The 26,395-nt window shown below is 53.0% G+C and carries 29 protein-coding genes; all 29 read left to right on the forward strand.

All coding sequences use genetic code 11. From position 1 onward, the window contains the following. The first annotated feature begins 3 nt into the window (after nt 1-3). The 29 genes from L3D05_RS05370 to L3D05_RS05505 all read left to right on the forward strand — a co-directional run bounded on the left by L3D05_RS05370 (nt 4) and on the right by L3D05_RS05505 (nt 26,321). A complete protein-coding gene (locus L3D05_RS05370) occupies nt 4-900 on the forward strand; it encodes a LysR family transcriptional regulator (RefSeq protein ID WP_239615345.1) in 897 nt (298 codons plus the stop codon). A 12-nt stretch (nt 901-912) separates the two neighbouring features. Further along, nucleotides 913-1,479, forward strand: coding sequence for an NADPH-dependent FMN reductase (gene ssuE / locus L3D05_RS05375; RefSeq protein ID WP_239614982.1), 567 nt, complete (start codon nt 913-915; stop codon nt 1,477-1,479). Nucleotides 1,480-1,741: 262 nt separating this feature from the next. Further along, complete coding sequence (locus L3D05_RS05380) at nt 1,742-2,632, forward strand: transporter substrate-binding domain-containing protein (protein ID WP_239614983.1); 891 nt, start codon at nt 1,742-1,744, stop codon at nt 2,630-2,632. Between the two features lie 33 nt (nt 2,633-2,665). Continuing rightward, nucleotides 2,666-3,448, forward strand: a complete 783-nt coding sequence (locus L3D05_RS05385) for an amino acid ABC transporter permease (protein ID WP_239614984.1) — start codon at nt 2,666-2,668, stop codon at nt 3,446-3,448. Further along, a complete protein-coding gene (locus tag L3D05_RS05390) occupies nt 3,445-4,155 on the forward strand; it encodes an amino acid ABC transporter permease (protein WP_239614985.1) in 711 nt (236 codons plus the stop codon). Before L3D05_RS05385 ends, L3D05_RS05390 begins: the two co-directional genes overlap by 4 nt. Then, nucleotides 4,152-4,904, forward strand: coding sequence for an amino acid ABC transporter ATP-binding protein (locus L3D05_RS05395; protein WP_239614986.1), 753 nt, complete (start codon nt 4,152-4,154; stop codon nt 4,902-4,904). The genes L3D05_RS05390 and L3D05_RS05395 overlap by 4 nt, the downstream gene beginning before the upstream one ends. A gap of 25 nt (nt 4,905-4,929) precedes the next feature. Then, nucleotides 4,930-5,940 (forward strand): LLM class flavin-dependent oxidoreductase, encoded by a 1,011-nt coding sequence (locus L3D05_RS05400; protein WP_239614987.1) that lies wholly within the window; start codon nt 4,930-4,932, stop codon nt 5,938-5,940. Nucleotides 5,941-5,981: 41 nt separating this feature from the next. Next, complete coding sequence (locus tag L3D05_RS05405; RefSeq protein ID WP_239614988.1) at nt 5,982-7,145, forward strand: amidohydrolase; 1,164 nt, start codon at nt 5,982-5,984, stop codon at nt 7,143-7,145. A 12-nt stretch (nt 7,146-7,157) separates the two neighbouring features. After that, nucleotides 7,158-8,300 carry an N-methyl-L-tryptophan oxidase gene (solA, locus tag L3D05_RS05410; protein ID WP_369417957.1) on the forward strand — a complete coding sequence of 381 codons (1,143 nt, stop codon included), beginning with the start codon at nt 7,158-7,160 and terminating at the stop codon, nt 8,298-8,300. A 24-nt stretch (nt 8,301-8,324) separates the two neighbouring features. Next, entirely contained in the window at nt 8,325-8,819 is a 495-nt protein-coding gene (locus L3D05_RS05415; protein WP_239614990.1) for a DinB family protein, read from the forward strand. Between the two features lie 17 nt (nt 8,820-8,836). After that, nucleotides 8,837-9,370 carry a GNAT family N-acetyltransferase gene (locus L3D05_RS05420; protein WP_239614991.1) on the forward strand — a complete coding sequence of 178 codons (534 nt, stop codon included), beginning with the start codon at nt 8,837-8,839 and terminating at the stop codon, nt 9,368-9,370. 48 nt (nt 9,371-9,418) lie between these two features. Further along, the gene (locus L3D05_RS05425) at nt 9,419-10,747 is read left to right on the forward strand and encodes an LLM class flavin-dependent oxidoreductase (RefSeq protein ID WP_239614992.1); all 1,329 of its coding nucleotides are present in this window, start codon (nt 9,419-9,421) and stop codon (nt 10,745-10,747) included. Nucleotides 10,748-11,460: 713 nt separating this feature from the next. Further along, nucleotides 11,461-12,111, forward strand: coding sequence for an ethanolamine utilization microcompartment protein EutL (gene eutL / locus L3D05_RS05430; RefSeq protein WP_239614993.1), 651 nt, complete (start codon nt 11,461-11,463; stop codon nt 12,109-12,111). A 42-nt stretch (nt 12,112-12,153) separates the two neighbouring features. Continuing rightward, a complete protein-coding gene (locus L3D05_RS26595) occupies nt 12,154-12,546 on the forward strand; it encodes a BMC domain-containing protein (protein WP_369417958.1) in 393 nt (130 codons plus the stop codon). Beyond that, nucleotides 12,543-14,057 carry an acetaldehyde dehydrogenase (acetylating) gene (locus tag L3D05_RS05440; RefSeq protein ID WP_239614994.1) on the forward strand — a complete coding sequence of 505 codons (1,515 nt, stop codon included), beginning with the start codon at nt 12,543-12,545 and terminating at the stop codon, nt 14,055-14,057. The genes L3D05_RS26595 and L3D05_RS05440 overlap by 4 nt, the downstream gene beginning before the upstream one ends. Then, complete coding sequence (eutM, locus tag L3D05_RS05445) at nt 14,057-14,344, forward strand: ethanolamine utilization microcompartment protein EutM (RefSeq protein ID WP_182299810.1); 288 nt, start codon at nt 14,057-14,059, stop codon at nt 14,342-14,344. The genes L3D05_RS05440 and eutM overlap by 1 nt, the downstream gene beginning before the upstream one ends. Nucleotides 14,345-14,352: 8 nt before the next feature. Continuing rightward, nucleotides 14,353-15,132, forward strand: a complete 780-nt coding sequence (gene pduL, locus L3D05_RS05450; RefSeq protein WP_239614995.1) for a phosphate propanoyltransferase — start codon at nt 14,353-14,355, stop codon at nt 15,130-15,132. A 2-nt stretch (nt 15,133-15,134) separates the two neighbouring features. Further along, the gene (locus L3D05_RS05455; RefSeq protein WP_239615346.1) at nt 15,135-15,980 is read left to right on the forward strand and encodes a hypothetical protein; all 846 of its coding nucleotides are present in this window, start codon (nt 15,135-15,137) and stop codon (nt 15,978-15,980) included. 7 nt (nt 15,981-15,987) lie between these two features. After that, complete coding sequence (locus L3D05_RS05460) at nt 15,988-16,308, forward strand: EutN/CcmL family microcompartment protein (protein WP_239614996.1); 321 nt, start codon at nt 15,988-15,990, stop codon at nt 16,306-16,308. After that, complete coding sequence (locus L3D05_RS05465) at nt 16,284-16,625, forward strand: BMC domain-containing protein (RefSeq protein ID WP_239614997.1); 342 nt, start codon at nt 16,284-16,286, stop codon at nt 16,623-16,625. The genes L3D05_RS05460 and L3D05_RS05465 overlap by 25 nt, the downstream gene beginning before the upstream one ends. Before the next feature lie 3 nt (nt 16,626-16,628). Beyond that, entirely contained in the window at nt 16,629-17,075 is a 447-nt protein-coding gene (locus L3D05_RS05470; protein WP_239614998.1) for a EutP/PduV family microcompartment system protein, read from the forward strand. Nucleotides 17,076-17,170: 95 nt separating this feature from the next. Further along, the gene (locus tag L3D05_RS05475; RefSeq protein ID WP_239614999.1) at nt 17,171-18,613 is read left to right on the forward strand and encodes a sensor histidine kinase; all 1,443 of its coding nucleotides are present in this window, start codon (nt 17,171-17,173) and stop codon (nt 18,611-18,613) included. Nucleotides 18,614-18,618: 5 nt separating this feature from the next. Beyond that, nucleotides 18,619-19,221, forward strand: a complete 603-nt coding sequence (locus L3D05_RS05480; RefSeq protein WP_239615000.1) for an ANTAR domain-containing response regulator — start codon at nt 18,619-18,621, stop codon at nt 19,219-19,221. Continuing rightward, complete coding sequence (locus tag L3D05_RS05485) at nt 19,178-20,728, forward strand: ethanolamine ammonia-lyase reactivating factor EutA (protein WP_239615001.1); 1,551 nt, start codon at nt 19,178-19,180, stop codon at nt 20,726-20,728. Before L3D05_RS05480 ends, L3D05_RS05485 begins: the two co-directional genes overlap by 44 nt. Before the next feature lie 7 nt (nt 20,729-20,735). Beyond that, nucleotides 20,736-22,097, forward strand: coding sequence for an ethanolamine ammonia-lyase subunit EutB (locus L3D05_RS05490; protein ID WP_239615002.1), 1,362 nt, complete (start codon nt 20,736-20,738; stop codon nt 22,095-22,097). Nucleotides 22,098-22,118: 21 nt separating this feature from the next. Continuing rightward, nucleotides 22,119-22,997 (forward strand): ethanolamine ammonia-lyase subunit EutC, encoded by an 879-nt coding sequence (eutC, locus tag L3D05_RS05495; RefSeq protein ID WP_239615003.1) that lies wholly within the window; start codon nt 22,119-22,121, stop codon nt 22,995-22,997. 72 nt (nt 22,998-23,069) lie between these two features. Next, nucleotides 23,070-23,198 (forward strand): hypothetical protein, encoded by a 129-nt coding sequence (locus L3D05_RS26395; protein WP_255807342.1) that lies wholly within the window; start codon nt 23,070-23,072, stop codon nt 23,196-23,198. Between the two features lie 67 nt (nt 23,199-23,265). Next, the gene (locus tag L3D05_RS05500; protein ID WP_239615004.1) at nt 23,266-24,831 is read left to right on the forward strand and encodes an amino acid permease; all 1,566 of its coding nucleotides are present in this window, start codon (nt 23,266-23,268) and stop codon (nt 24,829-24,831) included. A gap of 518 nt (nt 24,832-25,349) precedes the next feature. After that, nucleotides 25,350-26,321, forward strand: coding sequence for a DMT family transporter (locus L3D05_RS05505; RefSeq protein ID WP_239615005.1), 972 nt, complete (start codon nt 25,350-25,352; stop codon nt 26,319-26,321). The last annotated feature ends 74 nt before the right edge of the window (nt 26,322-26,395 follow it).

The raw sequence follows: 26,395 nt of genomic DNA on the forward strand, positions 1-26,395 counted from the left end.
CAAATGGGGGTGCTTCTAGTCAACATAGAAAATATCGAGGCGTTCGTATACGTAATCCACTGCGGAAGTTTCAATAAAGCGGCGGAAGCGTTATACTTATCCCAACCGTCGGTTACGGCTCGCATTCAATCTCTCGAACGGGAGCTAGATTGCAAGCTGTTCGACCGCCATGGCAAACAAATCCAGATTACCGAGGAAGGCAAGCGGTTTTTGCCTTACGCCCAGCAGCTTCTGTTGACGTACCAGAAGGGTAAGCTTCACGTGAACCAGAAGAAGGCCATGCCGGAGGAGCTCAGGATCGGTTGCACCGTATCGGTGTCCAACTACATCATTCCGGAACTGCTTCCTCGGTTAAAGAGTAAATTTCCGAATACCCACTACAAATTCGTAACCGGCACTACCGATGATATCGTAGGTAAAGTTCTGAACAAGGAAGTGGATATCGGCTTCGTCCGCAAGGTGAACCATCCTTATTTGCAATCGATCGCTTTTTACGAGGATCCGATCTCCCTGTATGCCTACGAGGATCATCCGTTCGTCGGGGTTGAGCGCCTAACCGTCGAAGAGATCGCGGAACAGCCGCTTGTTTTTTTCGAATGCGGGGCGCTGGACTGGCTGCGAATCCATCGGGTGTTCGAGAACATTGAACGTCCGCCTAACATCCAGATTCAGACCGATAATTCCGAGATGGCCAAGAAGTTAGTCATCCGCAAGGCAGGCATTTCGTTCCTTCCGGGCTTAAGCGTTCGCCAGGAAATCGCCGACGGGAGATTAATTCCCCTACGCGTCCCCGAGACGTCAGGCATTTCCTTGCAAACGAATGTGATCGCCAATCTTGGCGAGCATACGCAATTTCTAAATGAGATCATTGAGATTGGCAAACAGTTAAACCACCATTAGGAGGAGTTACTTATGAGTCATATCGTCATCATTTCAGGAAGTCCAACGCCGGGATCCCGATTGAACGGGTTGATTGATCGTGTGGAAAGCAAGTGGGTCGAGAACGGCATTAAGGTTAGCCATGTCCGGGTAGCCGAGCTGCCGGCCGAGGCGCTTTTGCATGCGAATTTCAAGGACGAGCAAATCTTGGCGGCGCTAGCATTAGTTGAGTCCGCGACAGGAGTCGTCATCGCTAGCCCGGTCTATAAAGCTTCCTTCACCGGAATCTTGAAGGCATTCTTGGACTTGCTCCCGCAAACGGGTCTGAAAGGGAAAGTGACGCTTCCTCTCTTCATCGGTGGCACGATCGCGCATTTGTTGAGCTTGGATTACGCCCTGAAGCCTGTCATTTCCGTGCTCGGCAGCCGCAACATTATCGGCGGAGTATATGCGATCGACCAGTGGGTGCAACGGCTAGATAATGGTGTATTCGAGTTGTCCGAGGAGCTGCAGGAGAGATTGGATCGTTCCGCGGAAGAATTGGCCGAGGAGATCACTTGGCTCGGTATACGTGCCAAAGAGAAGATTGTTATTTCCTAACCGTTAATCATAGCTAGCCGTTATTATCAGAGGGCTGTCCGTAAGTCGACGAGACGTGGGACAGCCTTTTGCGTACAGCCGCAACTAGGTACGCTATCCGTTTCTTTCTTATCGCTTTTTTGTATCGTCGTATAGAAAATCTCTATTACCAACCGCATTGACGTTGAAGCGAGCGAGGTGGTAAGTTTATTGCAGACATAATTCTTACTTTTCCAGTAGGAATTATAAGTTTAATAATAGACCATAAACGGAGGAAACCGAAATGAAAAAATGGGTCATTTTACCGCTCGCGCTTATCTTAGTATTTACGCTTGCCGCTTGCGGCAACAAGAACAATAATACGGCTTCCGAATCGTCCGCATCATCATCCGACAGCGCATCGACAAGCGGGCCTGCTAGCGAATCGGCGTCCTCAAGCCCGGAAGCCCCGGTCAAGGCGAAGAAAATCATCGTAGGAACGTCGAGCTTATTCCCTCAAGTGTGCTTCCTTGACGAGAACGGTAAGCTGACCGGTTACGATATCGAGCTCGTCAGAGAAATCGATAAGCGGTTGCCGGAATACGAATTCGAATTCCAATTGCTGGATTCCATGCCTAGCTTGCTGCTAAGCCTAGAGACGAAGAAAGTCGACTTTGTCGCCCACGAGATCGAGAAAAATCCGGAAAGAACGGAAAAGTACTTGTTTAACAAAGTGCCTTATGCGCACTGGAAAAACAAAATCGTCGTCTCCGTGAACAATAATGATCCGATCGAAACGTTGGCGGATTTGAAAGGCAAGAAAGTCATCACGCATCCATCGAGCGCTGCGGATCAAATTCTTAAAAATTATGACAAGGATCACCCGGGCACCTACAAAATCGTATACCAAAGCGGCGCCGCTAACGATACCGTGGAGCAGATCGAGTCGGGACGCGTAACGGCTACGGTTGCGGCGGACTTCGCGCTCAGCCTGATCGACCCGGAGAAAAAGCTGAAAACGGTAGGTAAAGCTCTGAGTACGGCCGACATCCTTTTCTTATTCCGCAAGAACGATCCGGATGAGCAAGCGCTCGCCGATGCGATCGACAAAGCGATCACCGAGATTAAAGCCGATGGCACGCTTAGCGCGTTAAGCAAGCAATGGCTGGGCCAAGATTTCACTACCGCCGAATAGGCTCATTAATCCAAGGAAGGGTGACATCGTAATATGGGCGCACAATTCGATATCACCGCCGTGTTCGAATATTTCGTCAAGCTGCTTCCGTTCATCAAGATTTCGTTGCTAATCGTTGCCGGTTCAATCGTCGTAGGGCTGGGCGTCGGATTTCTCGTCGCCCTTCCGCGGCTTTATCGCATTCCGGTTCTGCAACGGATTTCCCAAGTGTACGCTTCCTTCTTCAGGGGAACGCCTATCCTTATCCAACTGTTCTTGTTCTACTACGGGCTGCCTGAACTGTTGAAGACCGTCCATATCGACGTATCCCGAGTACCCGTTCTCTACTTTGTTATTTTAACTTACGGATTGCATAGCGCCGCCTATATCTCGGAGGGAATCCGTGCCGCGGTAACGACCGTCGACCGGGGACAGATCGAAGCGGGATATGCGGTCGGAATGACCGGCTTCCAAGCTTTTACGAGAATCGTATTTCCGCAGGCGTTGGCCGTGGCGATTCCGATTCTAGGAAACTTGATCATCGCGACTCTTAAGGACACCTCTCTCGCCTTTACGCTCGGGGTGATGGAATTAACGGCCAAATCGCAGTCCCTTGGGCAGCTATCCAGACATTTTATCGAATCCTACATTGCGCTTGCCGCGATTTACTTTATTCTGAGTTTCCTGCTGGAGAAGGTTTTCTTTGCCCTCGAACGGAGACTTCTAAGGCATGAGAGCAGGTCGGAGACAGCGGAGAGAGTTTCGTTAGGAAAAAAATGGCTTAAACGCAGATTGGAAACGAAAGTCGCATGGACTAAGGGAGGGACGGGAATATGACATTGGATCCCTCGTTTATCTGGACCGCGTTCGTCCAAATCTTGCCGGCCATCCCGACGACTCTCTACATTACGATCGTTTCAATGTTCTTCGGATTATTGATCGGAACGGCGGTAGTTTTGATTCGAATATACAAGGTTCCTGTACTGCATCCGCTTGCCGCGGGATACGTCACGCTAATCCGGGGTACCCCGATGCTCACGCATTTGTTATTGATCTATTTCGGGCTTCCGATGCTGATCGATAGCTTGGCCGAGTCCTTCGGTTGGTCCTTCCGCTCCGTGTCGATTCCGATGATCGGGTTTGCTTATATCTCCTTCTCGATTACGGCGGGAGCTTACATGTCCGAGGTCGTTCGTTCCGGCATTATCGCCGTGGATCGGGGACAGCTCGAAGCTGCGCACTCGGTTGGAATGACAACGTTCCAAGCGCTGCGACGCATCGTATTGCCGCAAGCGTTCGCGGCAAGCTTGCCGAACCTGTCTAACGGAGTGATCGGGATGCTGCACGGTTCTACGCTCGCGTTTACCGTATCCGTCGTAGACATTAACGCGCAAGCCCAGATCGTAGCTTCGTCGAATTGGAAGTTTTTTGAAGCCTATCTCGCGGCAGCCGTTATTTTCTGGGGGCTCACCGTTCTCGTCGAGAGACTGACGGCGCTTATCGAGAAGCGTATTAATCTATACAATCGCGGGGGTGTAACATGATCAAGCTGAGTCGGATTTCCAAGTCGTTCGGTCGCAACGAAGTGTTGAAAGGCATCGATCTAACTGTGGAGAAAGGCGAAGTCGTGGCGATTCTCGGACCTAGCGGATCAGGCAAGACAACGCTTCTGAGGTGCATCAATTATTTAGAGAAGCCGAGCGACGGAGAAATTTCCATCGCCGAATTCACCGTCAATTGCCGAAAACCCGCGAAGAAAGACATTCATACGCTCCGACAGAAAACCGCGATGGTTTTTCAACAATATAATCTATTTCGTCATAAAACGGCTTTGGAGAACGTGATGGAAGGGCTCGTAGTCGTGAAAAAGCTTACGAAAGAGGAAGCGCGCAAGCTGAGCGCGGAGCTGTTGGAGAAAGTGGGCCTCGGCACGAAATTGGACGCCTATCCGAGCCAGTTGTCGGGCGGACAGCAGCAACGCGTAGGGATTGCTCGCGCTTTAGCATTGAATCCGGAAGTCATCTTGTTCGATGAGCCGACTTCGGCGTTGGATCCAGAGCTGGTAGGAGAAGTGCTAGCCGTTATTCGCAAGATCGCTAAGGAAGGGATCACGATGATTATCGTGACGCACGAAATGGGCTTCGCGCAAGATGTCGCGAACCATGTGGTGTTCATGGACGGAGGCGTGATCGTCGAGGAAGGGTCGCCTAAAGTCATCTTTCAATCTCCCAAAGAGGAGAGAACGAAACAGTTCCTGGCGAGGATTACCCCCGAAAGCGCCTATTCGATATAAATTCATAGAGTGGAGTGAGTGAGAAATGACGCTTAAATTCGGTATATTGGATCAAAGTATCGTATTTCCGGGACAGACGCCTTCCGAGGCTTTGGGAAATACGATCAAGCTTGCCCAACTGGCGGAGAAGCTCGGCTTCGAGCGATTCTGGGTATCGGAGCATCATGACTCCCCGCAGATGGCGGGGGCTTCTCCCGAGATTCTTATCTCGCATTTGCTGGCTCATACGGACAAAATCCGCATCGGCTCAGGCGGCGTCATGCTCCAGCATTACAGCCCTTATAAGGTAGCGGAGAACTTTAACGTCCTCGCGTCTCTCGCGCCGGGACGGGTAGATTTGGGAATCGGCCGGGCACCCGGCGGATTGCCCCGTTCGACGAAGGCATTGCAGAAGGGAGTCGCGGAACCCGAAACTCTGGAGGCTAAGCTAGTCGAGCTTGAACAATTGCTGACCGGCTCGCTAGGAGAGGATCATTCGCTCGCAGGGTTGCAAGCGAATCCGCTGCCGGCTCAACCGGCGGAAATCTATTTGCTCGGAACGAGCGTATCCAGCGCTAGGCTCGCCGCGGAGAGAGGTTACCCATACGCGTTCGCGTTATTCATTAATAATGATCCGGAAGCGGCCCGAGCCGCATTCGATACTTACCGGGAGCATTTCAACACGGCGAGCGGCAACGAGCCTAGAACGATATTAGGGCTGTCGGTCATTGCGGCAGATACAGAAGAGGAAGCTAAGGAGCTTGCAGGCCAATTCAAGAACGTACGGGTGACGTTGTCCAGCGGTAAAACCGTAAACGTGGGAACACTGGAACAAGCGGAGGAATTCGCGAGGCAAACGGGAGAGACGTATACGGCGGAAGTACGGGATGCGGACATTACGAAGGGGACTAAGGAAACCGTCCGCAAGCGACTATTGGAATTACGGGATACCTATGATGTGGATGAACTTATCTTTACAACGATCGTTCCCGATTTCGGCAAGCGCGTCCGGTCGTTCCAATTGCTGAAGGAAGCTTTCGAGGAGCAGCCGGCTTAATTAGGATAGGTATACGGAATTGAATTCGGGAGGGAAGAACAATGGGAACATTGACGGCAGAGACGTTAGCAGAACGGTTAGTCACTTTCCGGAGACATCTGCACGCCAATCCGGAGCTATCGCACGAGGAGTTCGAGACGACGGAAACGATTCGCGGCTGGCTTCTCGATGCGGGAATCCGGATTGCGAATTATCCGCTTAAGACCGGATTGATCGCCGAAGTCGGAGGGCTGCGCGGAGGGCCGATTATCGCGATCCGGGCGGATATCGACGCTCTTCCGATTCAGGAAGAGACGGATCTTCCTTTCGCTTCGCGCGTTCCCGGCAAGATGCATGCCTGCGGTCACGATTTCCATACGGCAACGGCGCTGGGAGCGGCATTATTGCTTAAGAAGCAGGAGCAAGAGCTAGAGGGAACGGTTAGGTTTCTGTTCCAGCCGGCGGAGGAGAAGGCGAAGGGCGCATCGCAAGTCATTGCCAGCGGAGCGCTGGAGGGAGTGCGGGCGATATTCGGATTGCATAACAAGCCGAACTTGCCGGTCGGCACGATCGGCATTAAAGCGGGTCCGATTATGGCTGCGGCAGATGGCTTCATCGTAGAGGTGGAAGGCCGAGGCACGCATGCCGCCGTGCCGGAAGCGGGATTGGATCCGATCGTCGCTTCCGCGCACATCATTACCGCTTTGCAATCGATCGTCAGCCGGAACGTTAGCGCGCTCGATAGCGCGGTCATCAGCGTAACGCGTCTGAATAGCGGAACCGCTTGGAATGTTATTGCGGAGAAGGCCGTATTCGACGGCACCTTGCGGACATTCGACGAGAAAGTGAGAGGTAAGGTACGCGAACGATTCGAGCAAGTCGTGACGGGAGTCGCATCCGCGCTTGGAACGAAAGCAACGGTGGAATGGCTGGAAGGTCCGCCCCCTGTCGTGAACGATCCGAAATGGGCGGAACAGGCGACGCGAACCGCGGAATCTCTTGGCCTGACGATCGTAGATCCGGCGCTTTCGCCGGCTGGGGAGGATTTCTCCTTTTACTTGCAGCGGACGCCGGGCATCTTTTTCTTCTTAGGAACTTCAGGTCCTCAGGAATGGCATCATCCCGCCTTCGATGTAGACGAACGCGCGCTTCCAATCGGCGCATCTTTCTTTGCTGCATTAGCCGTTGACGCTTTGGCGCATTTAACAGGTCAGTCCCTTAAGTAGGAGGTAGCGGCCATTCGAAAATTATACGATGTTATCGTAGTCGGAGCGGGATCGATGGGGATGAGCGCAGGATACGAGCTTGCCCGCAGAGGTCTCAAGACATTGCTAATAGACGCTTTTGATCCCCCTCATCCGAACGGCAGCCATCACGGCGATCCGCGTTTGATCAGGCATGCTTATAGCGGAGGACCCTCTTATGTTAAGCTAGCGCTTCGCGCGGATGAGCTGTGGCGAGAGCTGGAAGAAGCAACGGGAGAGAAGCTGCTGGAGAGGGCAGGCGTGTTGAATGTCGCGGACCCGGATTTCTATTCCTATGAAGGCAGGTTTCAGGACGCGTCCGATCACGGGGTCATTATCGAAGATTTAGATGCGGAGCAAATCCGCGATCGCTGGCCGGGCGTACGAATCCCCGATCATTACCGCGCGATGTATGAACCTAACGCCGGGTATCTCTATAGCGAAAGATGCGTGTCCGCCTATAAGAAGCTTGCTCTGCAAGCGGGTGCTTCGTTGTTGACGAACGCGTTCGTGACTCGCATTCAACCGGGCAACTCGTTCGTATCGGTATCTACGAAATCGGACGAATTTATAGCGAATAAAGTCATTCTCAGCGCAGGAGCTTGGTTCAAGACGTTAGAGCCGTTCATCAGGCTACCTATCCGATCCGTCCGTAAAGTCGTCGGCTGGTTCGAGCCGAGCGGCAATTCGTTCGACGCAGGCAACTTCCCCGGATTCACGTTCGGAAGCAGCTTAGGCGGTTACTACGGTTTTCCCAGTATCTCGGGTGCGGGAGTAAAAATCGGCCGTCATGAAACGGGAGTGGAATGGCAGCCGGGTCAGGAGTCCGAACCATTCGGCGCCTACCCCGAAGACGAAGGGGACCTGCGCCGCGCATTGGATACGTTCCTGCCGGGGGCTGCCGGCAAGCTTCTCAGAAGCGCGGTATGCAAATACGAGCATACGCCGGATGATCACTTTATTATCGATACTCATCCCGAGCATTCGAACGTTTTACTCGCAGGAGGATTTTCGGGTCATGGCTTTAAGTTCTCAAGCGTTGTGGGCGAGCTACTGGCTAACCAGATCGAGGGGGGCCAATGGGGACAGAATGTCGGCTTATTCTCCGTTTCCCGATTTGCGCAATCCATATCATAAACCTTTCTTAAGGAGGCAATACGCATGAGCCAATCTCTTGATCCCATCGATTCTTATTTACACACTTACGAGCAGTTGCAAGAAGCGATTTCGGGGTTATCTGACGAACAGCTAAAATGGAAAGCGAATGATACCCAGTGGAGCGTTACGGAGGTGCTTACGCATCTAGCGGATCATAATATCGTGGTGAGCTTCCGTATTCGCGAAGTGTTGTCCGGCTCCGACGTTCGGTTGCCCGCTTTCAGCCAGGATCCCTGGGTTGCCGGGCAGAAGGCGAATGAAGGTAAAGCTTCGGACGTGCTCGATATTTTCAGAAACCTGCTGATCTATAACAGCTTGCTATTCCGCCGTTTGACGCCGGACGATTGGAACAAGACCGGGGTTAACTTCAAAGGGGAAACGGTGACGATTGCGGCTATCGTTCAGGCTTTTACCGCCCATGTTCAAGTCCATTTGAAACAAATCGATAGAATCAAGCAAGGCGAGATCAGCTCGCAGAACTCGAGCTGCACGATCTGAGAGACGAGGTGGAGATCATGTCGGATAGCAAAGTCGTTGTTCGCGCCGCTGAGGAAAGCGATCGCGTAGCGATTAAGGAAGTTCTCAAGGCCGCTTACCAACAATATGAACATACCCTTTCCAGGGAACGTTGGGAGCAATACAGAGAAAACATCGAGCAATCGGTAGATTCGGAGACGACGAAAGCTAGGCTCGTTGCCGTGTTGGACGGGGAAATCGTTGGCAGCGTGTTCCTGTATGACGGTGCCGAAACGGCGTACGGCGCGCCGCAATTGGACATTGATACTCCCATTGTTCGCTTGCTCGGCGTATCTCCCAGCGTTCGCGGACTTGGGGTGGCAACGGAACTGATTCGATCGAGCGCCAAGCTCGCGCGGGATTGGGGCGCGGAAACGATCCATCTCCATACTTCCGATATTATGGACTCCGCCGTCAGACTATATGAACGATTGGGCTTCGAACGGGCTTACGATAAGGAATTCAACAACGGAGAGGTGCTTGTGAAGAGCTATCGGCTTCAGTTGAAGGAAGCGGCACTGCTAAAGGTTTAAGAGATGGGACTAGGAGAAATTGGAGAGTCAAGAATGGGAGGAATTAAGATGGGGACAAGAAAACAGCTAAAACTAGGCGCGATTATTCATGGGGTAGGAGGCAATATCTCCGCATGGAGACATCCTGATGTGCCTGTCGACGCAAGCGTAAACTTCGAATTTTACAAGCAGCAGGCACAAACCGCGGAAGCCGGAAAATTCGATCTCGTGTTTATCGCGGACGGCTTATACATTAACGAGAAGTCGATTCCGCACTTCCTGAACCGATTCGAGCCGATCACGATTTTGTCGGCATTGGCGGCGGTTACGAAGCATATCGGTCTTGTCGGTACTTTGTCCAGCTCTTATAGCGAACCTTTCACCGTATCCAGGCAGTTCGGTTCACTCGACCATATTAGCGGGGGACGCGCGGGATGGAACGTCGTAACCTCTCCGCTGGAGGGCTCCGCCAAAAATTACGGTAAACCGGAACATCCTTCGCACGATGAGCGCTATAAAATCGCCGAGGAGTTTCTTGAGGTCGCTCGCGGACTATGGGATTCTTGGGAGGACGACGCCTTCGTCCGCGATAAGGAATCCGGCGTTTTCTTCGATCCATCCAAGTTGCATCAGTTGAACCATAAAGGGACTTATTTCTCCGTGCAAGGTCCCTTGAATATCGCCCGGTCCAAGCAAGGGCATCCGGTGATTTTCCAAGCCGGATCTTCGGAAAGCGGCAAAACGCTGGCGGCCAAAGGAGCGGACGCCGTCTTTACGGGACATGAGAACATCGAAGAAGCGAAACGATTCTATAAGGACGTGAAGGATCGCGCTGTCGCTGGCGGCCGTTCTCGCGACGAGATCGCCATCTTCCCTGGCATTGGTCCGATTATCGGGAAAACCGAAGAAGAAGCCGAGCGAAAGTATCTGGAATTCGCCAATCTGGTGACCATCGACAAGGCGCTGGAATATTTGGGCCGATTCTTCGACCACCACGATTTCTCCCAGTATCCGCTTGACGAGCCGTTTCCCGAGCTTGGAGATTTAGGCTCGAACAGCTTCCGCAGCGGTACAGATAAGCTTAAGCAAGTCGCCAAAGAGCAACAGCTAACGCTCCGTGAAGTTGCCATTCGCTCGGCTACTCCGCGCAGCGAATTCATCGGTACGCCGGAGAAAATCGCGAATCTGATCCAGAGATGGCACGAGGAAGAGGCGGCTGACGGGTTTATCATCCATGGGGCCACTCCCGGTACGTTGAAGGATTTCGTGGAGCATGTCGTACCGATCCTGCAGGAGCGCGGCATCTATCGGACGGAGTACGAGTCGGATACGTTGCGTGGAAACTTAGGCCTGCCAGTTCCGACTAATCGTTATGTGGCAGCCAAGGTGGGTAGCTAAACCGTAGAACCGAAAACCAAACCACTCCTTTTGTCGGATGGTTTGGTTTTTGGCGTATTAGCGAGGCGAGAGAGTGGAGAAGAAGAGGAGGAGTGGAGATAAAGGGGAGAAGCGAGACAAATGTAGAGTTCGCGGACATGAGAGCCGTTATTCCAGCATAAATCAGGTATTATGATAGTTCGCCGGACATTAGAGTCGTTATTTTCACCAAAATGCGGGAATTGTGGTTGTTTTTCGATGGATAAGGGCTCCTATGTCCGCAAGACTGGCTATTTAGCTCGTATTATCACAAATAACGGCTCCTATGTCCGCCAGATTGGATAAGTGGATCGTATTATCAAATCCGAAGCTTCATTTTTATACATAATCAAATCCCCTCGAATCGCCTCGGATCCTATCATTTCCTGGGGAATGAATCTCCTTGAATTAGGGGCGGGCTTGCCTTAAACTAAAGGAAGAGTTGAGCAACTAATCAAATGATTGTACATAGAGTTAGCTTATCAGGACGTAGATGGTTGGAAGGCCAGGCTGGATCCAAGATTCGATGTCGGATCCGCAGCTTACGTAGCTTCGGAAAAAATGAATTTTAAAAAAGAATAGTTTTGAGGCAAAGGTGCCTAGGGTTTAAGAACGTTGATCGTTCTTCTAACCTGGGCACTTTTTTGTTTTTTTCGTCTTGGGAACACCATTCCGAACGCGAAGAGGTGAAAGGAGTGAACCGTCAACCGATCCGGGGGATTCCGCTTGCCGTGAGGCTGATTCCGAACGTGGACGCAGAGCTCGCGAAGGAGTTAAAGCTTGGAGAAGGAATACGCAGCTTGGGCCTATTTACTTCGACCGTGGATGACGTTGGCTATACCGCGGTAGACGAAGCAACGAAGAAGGCGGCAGTCGAAGTCGTCTACGCCCGTTCGTTCTATGCGGGCTCGGGTCATGCTTCGGGACCTTTATCGGGAGAATTCATTGGAATTATCGGCGGGCAGACTCCAGCAGAAGTAAGGAGCGGATTGGATGCCGCTCTCGAGTTGATGGAAAGCGGTGCTTGCTTTTATTCTTTGAACGAGGAAGGGACCCATGCGTATTACGCGCACGTCATTTCCCGTACGGGCTCGTATTTGTCCAATATCGCAGGCATCGGGGAAGGCGAGCCGCTTGCTTATTTGATTGCTCCTCCGTTAGAGGCCATCTATGGACTGGATGCCGCGTTAAAAGCGGCGGATGTTCGGCTTTGTCAGCTGTACGGGCCGCCCACGGAAACTAACTTCGGCGGGGGGCTGCTGACGGGAAGCCAATCCGCCTGCAGCGCGGCGGCCGAGGCTTTCGCGAATGCCGTATACGAAGTGGCGCGTGATCCGAGGAAATAAGGCGGGTGAGAACAGTTGGCGACAAGAAAGTTAGCGCTTGGCATGATTGAAACTTGGGGCGTACCGGCACTGATCGCAGCTGCGGATGCCGCCGCCAAGACGGCGGATGTAGAGGTCACTGCCTATGAGAAGGCCGATGCGGGAATCGTGACGATCTACTTACTGGGTGATGTCGCCGCGGTACAAACGGCAGTGGACGCAGGAGGGGAAGCCGCGAAGAAGGTCGGCAAGCTGCTCGGAACGCATGTTATCCCACGGCCTGACGACTCGGTATTCGAAATGGTATGGGGCTGTTTCCTGAGCGGAAGGGATAGCGGCGAAGGAATTGGCGACAGCGAAGACATAGGTGAAAACGAAGGCGAAGCGGGATACCCGCAAGAAGGCGACGGTCAAGACAATGGCAACGGCGCCGGCAACGGAGGCGATTCCTCATGAAGCTGGACGAGGATTTATTAGGCATTCAAGAAGTGAGGAATGCGTTGCTAGAGGCGAAACGGGCACAGAAACTGCTGGAGCAGATGACCCAAGCGCAGATTGACGGCATCGTGGAGCGGATGGCTCAAGCCGCCGAGGCGGAAGCGGAAAGACTGGGGACTCTGGCCGTAGAGGAGACGGGATTCGGCTTGAAGGCGGACAAGAAAGCTAAAAACTTGTTCGTGGCAAGAGATGTGTACAACGAGATCAAGGATATGAAGACTGTCGGCATCATCCGCAAAGATGAGTCGGGGCAAGTGTGGGAGATCGCCCAACCGATGGGCGTCGTGGCAGCTATTATTCCTTCGACGAACCCGACTTCGACGGTCATTTTCAAATGCCTGATCGCTTTAAAAGCGAGGAATGCGATCGTAATAAGCCCGCATCCCTCCGCTCTAAGGTGTTCAGCGGAATCGGCAGCGCTCATGAAGGCTGCCGCCGAAGCGGCAGGGGCGCCTCCCGGCGTTATTCATTGTCTCTCCATCCCGTCTATCGAGGCGAGTCATGAGCTGATGAGGCACAAGCTGACCGATATCATTCTCGCGACGGGCGGGACGGGGATGGTGAAAGCCGCATATAGCTCGGGAAAACCGGCATACGGCGTCGGTCCTGGCAACGTTCCGGTATACATTCACCGAAGCGCGAACGTGAAGCAAGCCGTCTCCCGAATTGTTCAGAGCAAGACGTTCGATTACGGGACGATATGCGCTTCCGAGCAGGCCTTGGTCGTAGACGAGGCGATTAAGAAGCAAGTAATCGAGGAATTGCAAAGACAAGGCGCTCATTTCCTGAACGAGGGGGAGAAGCAGCGGGTTGCCTCGATTTTGACCATCGGTAAAGGAATGAATCCAAAGGTCGTCGGAAGATCGCCGCAGGTTATTGCATCGCAAGCGGGGATTAACGTACCAAGTACAACACGCGTCATCATTGCCGAGGAAATAGCGGTCGGGCACGAGTACCCTTTTTCCGTAGAGAAGCTTTGTCCGGTACTCGCGTTCTATACGGTGAAGGATTGGCAGGAAGGCTGCAGGCGATGCATTGAATTGCTGGAACAAGGCGGGTTAGGCCATACGCTTGGCATCCACTGCGAAGATTTTATGATCATCGAGGCATTCGGGTTAGAGAAACCGGCTTCGCGCATCGTCGTTAATACCGGAACGACTTTCGGAGGGATCGGCGCGACGACCGCGCTTTTCCCTTCCATGACGCTTGGCTGCGGCTCTTTCGGAGGCAACATTACTTCGGATAATATCGGTCCGCAGCATCTGCTCAATACGAAGCGGGTCGCTTTCGGCATTCGCGAAATGCCGGCAGCTCCCACACTTGAGCACCGACAAGCAGAGGAGAGAGTCGTCGAAGCAATAACCGCAAACAGCGGTGTCAACAGGCAGGCCATCTCCCGGGAAGAAGTGACCCGCATCGTTAGGAAAGTGCTCGCCGAGATGGAAAATAGAGAAGGAGGAATGTTGTGATGGCTGGAGAATTGACGGCGCTTGGGATGATCGAAACGAAAGGGTTAGTCGGATCGATAGAAGCCGCGGATGCGATGGTGAAAGCAGCGAACGTAAAGCTGATCGGCAAAGTACACGTCGGGGGCGGGCTGGTCACCGTCATGGTGCGGGGCGACGTAGGAGCGGTAAAGGCGGCAACCGATGCGGGAGCGGCCGCGGCGGAGAAAATCGGGGAGCTCGTATCGGTGCATGTCATTCCTCGTCCGCATTCCGATATCGAATTCATCCTTCCGAAGCTTGAAGGGTAAGACGAACGATGGCGCACATCACGGAAACGAGCTTGCGCGCCATGCTGGGCCGAGGCAGGTTATTGCCCGATCCGTTCCCTATCGGGACAGGAGATAAGCTCACTCCCGCCGCGGCGGATTTCCTGAAGCAACGGAATATCGCCATAAGGCGTTCGGAACGAGGCAGCCTAGATGACCACTCGCGTATTCCCGTCGGCGTATCCAATCGGCACGTTCATCTGGCTCCCCGGCACGTAGAAGCTTTGTTCGGTGTCAGATACGAATTACAGCCGCGCCGCGAGTTATCCCAGAAAGGACAATTCGCGGCACGGGAAACAGTTGCGTTAGTCGGGCCTAAGGGGGAAATTCCCGAAGTACGGATTCTCGGTCCGGCCAGAGGCGAGACGCAAGTAGAGATCTCGCGTACGGATGGCTACCGGTTAGGGGTGCAACCTCCGGTCCGGTTGTCCGGCGACATTCGGGGAACGCCGGGAATTACGCTTATCGGAACGGCAGGCACAGTCGTTCTGTCCGAAGGCTTAATCGTGGCGCGCAATCACCTTCATCTCTCTCCCGAAGAAGCGAAACGGCTGCAAGTCGCACAAGGAGATCGTCTTATGTTGCGAACGACCGGCGATCGACCGGTTATTTTCGCGGAAGTCATTGCAAGAGTTAATCCTCGCTTTTCATTGGATTTTCACATCGATACGGACGAGGCGAATTCCTCGTTCCTGAATAACGGGGATAACGTAACGCTTATCGGCGTGAACGGTAAACTACGGGATTCCGCCTGGGGGGAGCCATCGTGAGCATGGAGATCAAACCGATGATTGAATCTATCGTTCGCGAGCTGTTCAGCGAATGGCGGAAGGAATCCGCCGTTCAACCTCCCAAACCGAAGCTTCTGTATATCTTTTGCGATAGCACAGCCCAAGAGGCGTATTCGGATCATTTTATCCACCTGCACAACAACGGGATATGCCACGACTTATTGTTCCTAGATGGAGAGACGTCGGGATGGCTAGGCATGAATAAGCTCGAATGCGGCGGGGCAGGTCGAATATTGATGGCGGACGAGTACGCTCCGGCGCCGTTGGAGGTTCCGAGGGATTACGACGGCATCGTCATTCCGGAGCTGGATTTGGACAACGCGGCTAGAATCGCCTTGGGAATGAAAGGCACGATCAAATCGGAAATCGTCTTCTCCGCTCTCGTTCAAGGAAAATTCGTGCTTGTCGGGGAAGACAGCCCCGGCTTGAAGCGGTCGGATCGGCGCACGCTCAAGACGATCGCGCTTCCTCAGCCTTATGTCCATCTTTTTAGTTACTACAAACAAGAACTTCGAATGTACGGAGTGGAGTTCGGAGAACAGAAACGATTGGCCGAGCTTGCGGTTAAGAAATGCGGCAAGGAACAGGAATATCCCGTACCCGTAGAGTCGGGAGCCTCTGCGATACAACAACCTCCGGAGCGAGAGGAACAGGAACGGCATAAGTTCGAAGGGAAGCTCGTTAGCGCGGAGTGGTTGATTTCGCAGCTTAAGCTCCGGAAATTCCACGAGTTGGCCATTCGTCGCCGAACGCTTATTTCTCCGCTGGCGCACGACTTGTTGAAGATCAACGGCATTACGATCCGATACGCCGACGACGAAGGGTGAGATTGCGATGTTTTTGGGAAAAGTCATCGGTAGCGTATGGGCGACGCAAAAAGAAGAAGGCATGGATAATTTGAAGTTGCTCGTCATCCAGCCTATCGACTTCCATCATCGCGAGGATGGACAGCACGTCATTGTGGCAGATCGGATCGGAGCCGGAGTAGGCGAGAGAGTCATCGTGTCGCGAGGAAGCCCGGCCAGAATTTTGTTCAATCAAAGAATGGTGCCGATCGACGCCATGATCGTGGGCATCGTGGACAGCTTCGAGGTGACGGATCGGTTCGAGGAAGAAAAGGAGGAGGGGACATGGAGCAGCAGAAGCAACGGGTAATCCAGGAATACGTACCCGGCAAGCAGCTCACCTTGTGCCACGTCATCGCGAATCCCGATCCGATCCTCTACTCTAAGCTGGGATTGGAGACGGGCAACGCGATCGGCATTCTCACCTTAACACCAACGGAGACGGCCATTATCGCGGCGGATGTCGCTACGAAAGCAGCCAGCGTGGGCATTGGCTACTTGGATCGCTTTACGGGATCACTTGTCATTACCGGGGAGGTTTCCGCGGTAGAGATGGCGCTGAGCGCGGTTAACGCGTTCCTGCAAGAGAAGCTGCAATTTTCCATTGCATCGTTAACGAGGTCGTAGAGGATGAGAAGAATCATGGTCATCGGAGCCGTCGGTACGGGCAAGTCGTCGTTAATTAGAGCTTTAACGGATGCGAAGCAGCAAGTGGTGAAGACGCAAAGTCTCGTCTATTACGATGCCTTGATCGATACGCCGGGCGAATATACGGAGAACCCGTTATTTTATCGTTCGCTCATGGCGACGTCGCATCAAGCGGCCGCGGTCCTGCTCGTTCAAGATGCGACAAGGGACCGGAACGCATTCCCGCCGGGATTCGCCGGGGGCTTTCCGGTTCCCGCGATCGGCGCGGTAACTAAGATCGACCATCCGGACGCGAATCCGGAAAGGGCGATCGGACTGCTCCGGCAAGCGTTGCCTGCCGGAGACATCGTTCTAACTTCGGCGTTGAGCCGCACGGGCATCGACGAAATGCAGCAAATGTTGTCGCGGTACGGCAGTGAGGCAAAATAAGTAAAGAACCGACGGGTACGTTCGACAGCGATTCGCGATCTCCTATGTCAGAATAGAATCGATCAGGGCAAATCCAAGATAAAGAGGGATTTTCTATGGATTCGATTAAGGAGCTCTGTCTAGAGCATACCGTACTAAACGAGCACGACGCGGAGACGATAGCAAACTTGGCGAGGCACTTGCAACTGATCGCGGACATCTCCCAAGCGGATGTGTTCATCGATTGCCCCATGACGGACAAGAACTCGGCGCTAGTCGTTGCCCAAGCTCATCCTACTACGGCAACCTCGCTGTATCGGACATCCGTCGTCGGTCAGCATGCTTACGCGCGGAATGAACCCGCGGTCCTATTTAGCTTGCTCTCCGGCCAGCCGGTTATCGGCTCTCGCGGGATCTCCCAAGAACAAATCGCGATGCGGCAGAACGTATCTCCGATCGTGGGCCATAGCGGCAAGGTCATCGGAGCGTTGATCATGGAGCAAGACATTTCGGATCAAGTGGAGCAAGAACGCAACGTGGAAAGATTACTGGAGACGACGGAGCATCTGAGCGAGACGTTGCTCGCGATCGCGATGTCGGAGGGCAGGGTGCAGTCCCTCATGCACGAAGGGATCATTCTGTTCGATGAACGGGAGAGCATTACGTATATGAATGCCAGGTCTAGAACCCAACTGCGCGAGATCGGCCAGCCTTCGGTTGCGGAAGGAGACGGAATCGATGGCTTGTTCTTTAATCGCTTGCAGTGGGGGGATGGTCTTGAAGGCGCGGGGATATTGTGCCAAGAGCTGCAATTCGGGAAAATAACTTACGAACTCAAGGCCGTATCCATCTATCGCGGCAATCGGACGGTCGGAGGGTTGTTGCTTATTCGCGATATCTCGGATCTGAAAGAGAAAGATAAACAGCTGATGATCAAGTCGGCCGTCATTAAGGAAATTCATCACCGGGTCAAGAACAACCTGCAGACCGTATCGAGCTTGCTTCGTCTTCAGATGCGCCGCACTAAGCACGAGGAGGTTGCCGCGATCTATCGCGACAGCATGGATAGGATTAACAGCATCGCCGTCATTCACGAGATGCTCGCTTACGATGGAAGCGACTCGATTGATTTTAACGAAGTGATCGATCGAATCTCGAAAAATATATTAACCTCGTCTGTCAAGCCCGACCAGTTCGTTCAAATAAAGCTGGATGGGGATGAGCTAACGTTGCCATCCGAAATGGCGACGACGTTGGCGCTTGTCGTGAACGAATTAATTCATAATAGCGTGCAGCACGCTTTCGCGAATCGTCCTTCGGGGGAAATCGGGATCACGATCCGCGTTCGAGCTCAGGTGACGGAATTACAAGTAGCCGACAATGGAACGGGGATTACGACTGCATCTTATCAACAAGAAAGAACCCATCTCGGTCTGAAAATCGCGGAAATGCTCGTGGAGGAAAACTTGGACGGGAATATCAGTATTGCGTCAGACGAGCGTGGAACCCGAGTCCGTATCACATTTCCGGCAATCATCCATCCAACTGAAGGAGGCTGAACGGAATGAGACCTTCCATTGTACTAGTAGATGATGATCCGATCATACGGATGGACATCCGCGAGATGCTGGAGGATCAAGGCTATTCCGTCGTCGGCGAAGCCAAGAACGGCGAGGAAGCGGTTGAACTGGCGGTCAGGCTAAAGCCGGATTTAGTCATTATGGACATGAAGATGCCGGTCATGAACGGTGTGAAAGCCGCACGGATCATTCGTAGAATAGGAAGTCCTGCCGCTGTGCTCATGCTTACGGCCTTTAGCCAGAAGGAGCTCGTTCAGGAAGCGTGCGACGCAGGAGTTACCTCTTATCTCGTTAAACCCGTAGCGGAGGAAAATTTGATCCCAGCGGTCGAAATCGCGCTCAGCCAGAAGAAACGGATGGATGAGTTGCATGATGCGCTTATGCAGATGAAACAATCGGTCGAACAACGGAAAACGGTAGAGAAAGCGAAAGGAATCGTCATGCGGGCTTACGCCTTGAGCGAGGAAGAAGCTTATCGGAAAATGCGGGGGGCTAGCATGGAGAGCCGCATTTCGTTGAACAAGGTCGCGGAGTACATCTTGGATGGCCGCGCGGATCGGCTATCCGGTATGGCTGGGAATGGGTGATGCGAAGATGGATGGTTCGTGGATCACGAGCGCGGGAATCGATATCGGTACGAGCACGACGAAATTGATCGTCAGCCGGTTGAAGCTCGTTCGGACATCGAGCGCGCTCAGTCTGCCTCGGTATGAAATCGCCGAGCGGGAGCTAATGTATGCCAGCCCGATCCACGCCACCCCATTGACCGGTGCGGATCAAATCGACGCAGATCGCGTATGGGCCATCGTATCCGGAGAGCTCGATAAAGCCGAGGTCGGCAAAGGCGATCTGAAATCCGGTGCCGTGATCATAACGGGAGAAACGGCCACGAAGACGAACGCGAGAGCAATCGTTCATCGCCTTGCCGATAGGGCGGGAGATTTCGTCGTCGCTGCGGCGGGAGCGGATTTGGAAGCCTATCTGGCGGGTAAAGGGGCAGGAGCGGATAGGCGATCTCTGCGGATTCGCGGTGCAGTCGTTAATATCGACATCGGCGGAGGGACGGCGAATGCCGCGATTTTCCGTCGCGGAAAGCTGATCGGAACGATTACGTTTCATATCGGAGGCCGTCTGATCCAGCTTGATGAAACGGGAATGATCCGTTACGTAGCTCCATCTATTCGAACATGGCTGGGCGCTAACGGATATCGGATCGAAGCGGGAATCGTCGTCGCATTTTCCATGATCAAAGATATTTGTTACGCGCTAAGTCGCGAGATGCTTCGCTATTTCATAGGCGGGAATGTCGCTTTGACCGATTGGCACCGGAATAATAACGGATTGATCGCAGGCCAATCGCTTGAACAAGTGCCAGAGATTGAGGAGTGGATGGTATCAGGCGGAATCGGCAAGCTCATTCAGGAGCGGGCAGCGCCCGCTAACCTGGCGGAGATGGCGATCCATCATGACATCGGACCTCTGCTCGCCTCTGCGCTCAGAGATTGCATGCAAGCTAGCTCATTGCGGGTCGTCGACGCGGACGAGACGGTGAGAGCAACGGTCATTGGAGCGGGAATGCAGAGTATGGAAATCGGCGGGGCTACCGTTCACTTGGATCCGAAGCTGCTTCCCATTCGTAATCTTCCGGTGTTGAAGTTGGAATTGTCTGCTGCTAATGAAGGGCGGGAGGAAGTTGTGCGACTTGAAGCTGTCAGGCTTGAAGCTGAACTTGAGGACACATTGAGAACCGCCTTCAACCTGTTCGATCCCGAAGCCGTTCCCCCCTTTGCTCTGGCGATTACGGGTACAAGGACGATGAACTATGCGTTTCTACAGCATCTCGCGGATCGGCTGGAATCGCGCTTTACGCACTATTTTCCGCGGAGCGGGATCATGGTTGTTGTTTGCGAGAGAGACATCGCCCAAGCGCTAGGGCAAGCTTTGCAACGCCGATGCGAAAAGCGGCTGAAAGTCATCTGCATCGATCAAATACGCGTGGAGCACGGAGATTATATCGATTTGGGAGAGCCGGTCTCGGGGATGATGATTCCCGTTGTCGTGAAGACATTGGCTTTTCCTAACGGAGCGAGGTGACAGGCTGTTGAATCTGACGACGACGGTGCTCGGGCAAACGTACCAATTGAAGAGCATGAAGGAAGTGCTCGCCAAGGCGAACGAGGAGAAGTCAGGAGACCAGCTAGCGGGAATCGCTGCGGAAGATGCAAAGGAACGAATGGCCGCGAAGTTGATCCTCTCGGATCTGACTTTGGCGGATATCCGCAACAACCCGTTGCTTCCTCCCGAGAAGGATGAAGTATCCCGGGTAATCGAGAATGCGATTAACGAGAAAATTTACGGAGAAATCCGCAATTGGTCGGTCGCCGAGCTGCGCGAGTATGTGCTGCGTCAGGATACGGGCAACGATCAGATTCGCCGAATATCTAAGGGGCTCACGAGCGAGATGGTGGCGGCTTGCACGAAGCTCATGAGTAATCTCGATTTGGTGCAAGCCGCCGCGAAAGTCGAAGTCGTCACTCACTGCAACATCAGTATCGGACAAAGGGGAGTGCTGTCCGGGCGAGCGCAGCCTAATCATCCGACGGATAATATACAAGGGATCAAAGCTTCTTTGTTCGAGGCGCTAAGTTACGGGATCGGCGACGCGGTCATCGGAATTAATCCCGTGATCGATTCGGCGGATAGCGTGAAGAGTATTCTGCTCGCAACGAAGGAAGTGATGGAGAAGTGGAGCATCCCGACGCAGAATTGCGTGTTGGCGCATATTAAGACGCAGATGAAAGCCATTCGCCAGGGCGCCCCGGCCGACATGGTATTCCAGAGCCTTGCAGGCACGGAGGATGGCAATCGGGCTTTCGGGATCGACGTGGCGCTGCTCGACGAAGCGGATGAGCTCATTGCCCGCGAAGGGACAGGAACGGGACCTAATCTTTGGTATTTCGAAACCGGACAGGGCTCGGAGCTGTCCGCGGAAGCTCACTACGGGATCGATCAGGTTACGCTGGAGGCGCGTTGTTACGGATTGGCGAGGAAATACAAGCCTTTTATCGTGAACACGGTGGTCGGGTTTATCGGACCGGAATATTTGTACGATAGCAAACAAGTCATTCGGGCCGGCTTGGAAGATCATTTCATGGGGAAAATGCAGCAAATCCCGATGGGCGTAGACGTTTGTTATACGAATCATATGAAGGCTGACCAGAACGATATGGATAACCTCGCCGTTCTGCTTGCCGCTGCCGGGGTTAACTATATTATCGGGGCGCCGATGGCGGACGATTGCATGCTGAACTATCAGTCGACGAGTTATCACGACATCGCGACGCTTCGCGAGACGATGCGGCTAAGGCCCGCTCCCGAATTCGAGAGATGGCTGAATCGCATGGGGCTTATGGACAACGGACGATTAACCCCATTAGCCGGAGATCCGACACTATTCATGTGAGCGGAATAGGAGGAGAAAGCGATGAATCCATCCCTCGAGCTAGAGCAATTCGTGGACCGCGTAATGGTGGAGCTGGAGAGGAAATTTGGCTCTGATACGCTGACCGACGATCCGAAGAGCGAGAGTGTTTCCATGGAGGTTAAGGGTGCGGTGAGTGCGAATGCTTCAACCTTAACCACGATTAAAGTTCCCAAGCCCAAATGGCAGGAGGGGCTTGCCGAATTAATCGAAAGCACGCCGGCACGCATTGGGGTGTGGCGAACCGGTACCCGGCCGTTAACGAAAGAAATGCTGAAATTTCGTTGCGATCACGCGGCCGCCATCGATTCGATCTACGGGGAAGTGAACGAGCAAATACTGTCAAGATTCGATTTGTTCACGGTGGAGACTCGTTACGGGAATACGGAAAATTACTTAAAGCGGCCTGACATGGGGCGGATCGTCACCGCGGCAGGGGAAGAGCTCATTCGCGTCAAATGCCGATCGCACCCGCAGGTACAGGTCGTCGTATCGGACGGGTTAAGCGCGAACGCGATCGATGCCAATCTTCCGGACGTCTACCCTTCGTTATTGGATTCGTTGGAAGCTTACGGATTGCGGGCAGGGACGCCTTTTTTCGTAAGAGGAGGCAGGGTCGCCGTGATGGATCATATCGGCGAACTGCTCGAGCCGGATGTTCTCGTGCTCTTGATCGGGGAAAGACCGGGGCTCGTCTCCTCCCGATCGATGAGTGCCTATCTCTGTTACCGACCGCGCAAAGGAACGGTGGAAAGCGACCGTACGGTCATCTCGAACATCCATCCCGGGGGAACGCCACCGGTGGAAGCGGGAGCTTACATCGGAACTCTTGTACATAAAATGCTAGAGCAGAAAACGAGCGGTATTCATCTGGACCTGTAGTGGCTGCAGAGGAATGGGAAGCTTCAGTTTGTTGGGTAAGGATCAAGCATCGGAAAGAGGAGGTGGAGAAGGATGGAACTGGGGATCGGAATCGCATTGATCGCGGTCACGTGTTTGTTTGCGCTTTGGATCGTTCGTCTTGCGGGCCATAACGTACGTAATTTCGATGAAAGCAAGCATGAAAGCTTTATTGGGAAATAAGCTTCATGCCTGATAGCGACAAACCCGCGTGACGTTGGCTGTAGAAAATGCCGAGGAGGGTAACAGTATGAGTACTCAAACCCATCACCATGACAAAGACAAACAGGACTTGAACAAGTTCGGTTATGCGCAGGAGCTCCTTCGCAGCATGGGCGGTTTTTCCAATTTCGCGATTTCGTTTTCCATTATTTCCATCCTTACCGGAGCCGTTTCCTTGTACGGTCACGGATTGACTTATGGCGGTCCGGGCATGATGGGCTTCGGATGGCCGCTTGTCGCTTTATTCGTCATGATCGTCGCGGCATCGATGGCCGAGCTCGCTTCGGCGATCCCGACGGCGGGAGCCCTATACCACTGGGCATCCATTCTGAGAAACAAACGTTGGGGCTGGTACACGGCATGGATCAACCTGATCGGACAGATTGGCATCGTCGCCGGAATCGACTATTCCGTAGCTCTGTTCGCCGATCCGCTCTTGTCGGACGTGTTCGGCTACGCTTCTACCGAAACGACGATCTTGATCTGCTTCGCGGTTATTTTATTGAGCCATGGCATACTCAACCACATCGGAATTCGCAGCGTATCCAGGCTAAACGACTTTTCCGCTTGGTATCATATCGCGATCGTGCTCGTGCTGGTCGTTTCATTGGCCTTTTTCTCCAAAGGCAGCTTGAATAGCGTCGATTATTTGTTCAAAGTAGGGGAGACATTCTCCGACAAGCCTTACATGTTCGCCTTCCTCATCGGATTGTTGCAAGCCCAGTGGACGTTCACGGGCTTCGATGCGTCCGCTCATACAATAGAAGAGACGGTGAATCCTCGCGTGCGCGCCCCTTGGGGAATTTTCACGTCGGTCGCTTATTCGTTCTTCTTCGGATTCATTATGCTCGCCTTCGTCACGTTGTCCATTAAAGATGCCGGCGCCGCGACAGGAGCGGATAATGCTTTTATCTACGTCATCAGCGAAGCGCTCGGAGGGACGTTCGGCAACGTCATTCTGTGGTTAGTAACCGCGGCGATGTGGTTCTGTGGTTTGTCCTCGATTACTTCTTTCTCGCGGATGATGTACGCCTTCTCCCGCGACAAAGGGATGCCTCTTAGCAAGCAATGGGCGCAAATCTCGAAAAAGTTCCGCACGCCCGCCAAGGCGATCTGGCTTGCTGTCATTCTTTCCTTCCTGCTAGCCTTAGTCGACTATATCATCAAGCAGGCGAATCCCGGCACTACGCATACGACGATTGCCTTCATGACTGCGGTTAGCGTGGTCGGCCTGTATGTCGCTTACGGCATTCCGATCGTGCTGAAGATGATGGCCAAGGCGCAAGGGAAATTCCAAGCGAAACATCTAGGACCGTGGCATCTCGGAAAATACAGCGATTTTATCGGTACTCTAGCGGTGTTATGGATTGTTTTCATCTCGGTCATCATGGTTATTCCCCCGAACGAGATGGCCGGTTATGCGCTAGGCGGAATGGTCGTGCTGCTCATTATTATGGATTTCGCGTATTACCGCAAAAACTTCCCAGGGCCTCAGGCCGCATTAAACACGTCCATGGCGGAGATCCTGCGCCGGGAAAAAGAGCTGGAGAGCAATCCTTCGGGAGGCGGCTCGGGTATCTCGCATAAAGGGTAAGCGAATGAATATGGCAAATCCCGCCGGGCGATCGGCGGGATTTCTTTGCGTGGCGGGACGCTCGACAGGATTTGTTAGCATGGCGGGACGCTCGACGACACAAGTCTCCTACGTTAGCGGCACGCCGTGCTGTTATTACGGAGAAAATGCTTGTTTAGAAGTCAAATAACGGCATGGCGTGCCGCTAAATCGAAGAATCTGCTTGGTTTATCCGCAATTCCACAAAATAACGGCAGAGGATGCCGTTAATAACGAGAAAAGTTCATCAAATTGCCTAGTAGCGGCACTCCATGCCGTTAACTTGGTGAAATCGATTTTAAGCGATTCCTTCCGGGGGATTATGGTCGGGAAACGTTCATGCTATGTTCGAACTGTTATCTACCAAAGTCGCAAAAAGCGACAATGAGCGCACGCCGCTTGGCCGCAACCCCATCAAAGTGGCACTAAATTTGCTATTCAGAGCTCCGAATACATTCTATAATGAATTCCATGCTTAACAGTTTAGGAGACAATCGCAAATGAAGCTCACGACAGAAAAAATATTCACGCATCCGCTAGGCATCATAGGAGCCGCAGCCGGAGCGACAGCGTTATGGGGAAGCGCGTATCCGTTTATTAAGCTTAGTTACGCGGAACTGGGAATCGGGAACGACGATATTTACCGTCAGATTTTATTTGCGGGATACAGGTTTTTTTTGGCATCCCTACTCATCCTGCTGTTCATGAAACTGTTCGGCAAGAGAGTCTCTTACCAGAGCGGATCGCTGTTTAAAGTCGGACAAGTAGGCTTGTACCAAACGCTGCTCCAATATATATTGTTTTATTACGGATTAAGCGGTTCGACGGGAGTTCAAGGGGCGATTATCGCGGGAACGACCTCTTTTTTCCAGATTTTGTTGGCTCATTACATGTATGCAAGCGATAAAATTAACGTTCGCAAGCTTATCGGTCTCATTGTCGGCTTCTCGGGAGTCGTACTCGTCGGAATATCCAAAGGTTCGTTGTCCTTTGAGTTCGGAATAGCGGAAATTTGTTTGCTGTTGGCGGCTTTCTTCGGGGCTCTCGGTAACGTATTGTCCAAAAAAGCATCGGAACAATTGGATGTCATATATATGACAGCCTACCAGATGCTGCTCGGAGGTGTTGCGTTAGTAGCGATCGGAGCGGCGGGTGCGGGGATGATGCCGTTCGAGTTTACGGCTACCGCGGTGTGGATGTTGCTGTATCTAGCCTTGTTGTCGGCGTTTGCTTTCGTATTATGGAATACGGTCATGAAGTATAACAAGGTCGGAAGCATCTCGATGTACTTGTTCTTGATACCGGTGTTCGGCGTGTTCCTGTCGGCTATTCTGCTGACGGAACAACTTCATGGAGTTGTCTGGGCTGCGCTCGCGCTTGTCGTTAGCGGCATTGTGATTGTCAACGGAAAAAGGAACAATTCGCCAAAGCAAGAACAAGCGATTGCGAGCGGAGAGCGTAAAGTGCTGTAAATCTTAGTATCTATGCGAATGAACGGAATAGATGCAAACCCGCAGTTCCATTTCGGAACTGCGGGTTTTGCGGC

The organism is Cohnella mopanensis, assembly GCF_022352055.1.
In the GTDB taxonomy this organism is placed as follows: domain Bacteria; phylum Bacillota; class Bacilli; order Paenibacillales; family Paenibacillaceae; genus Cohnella; species Cohnella mopanensis.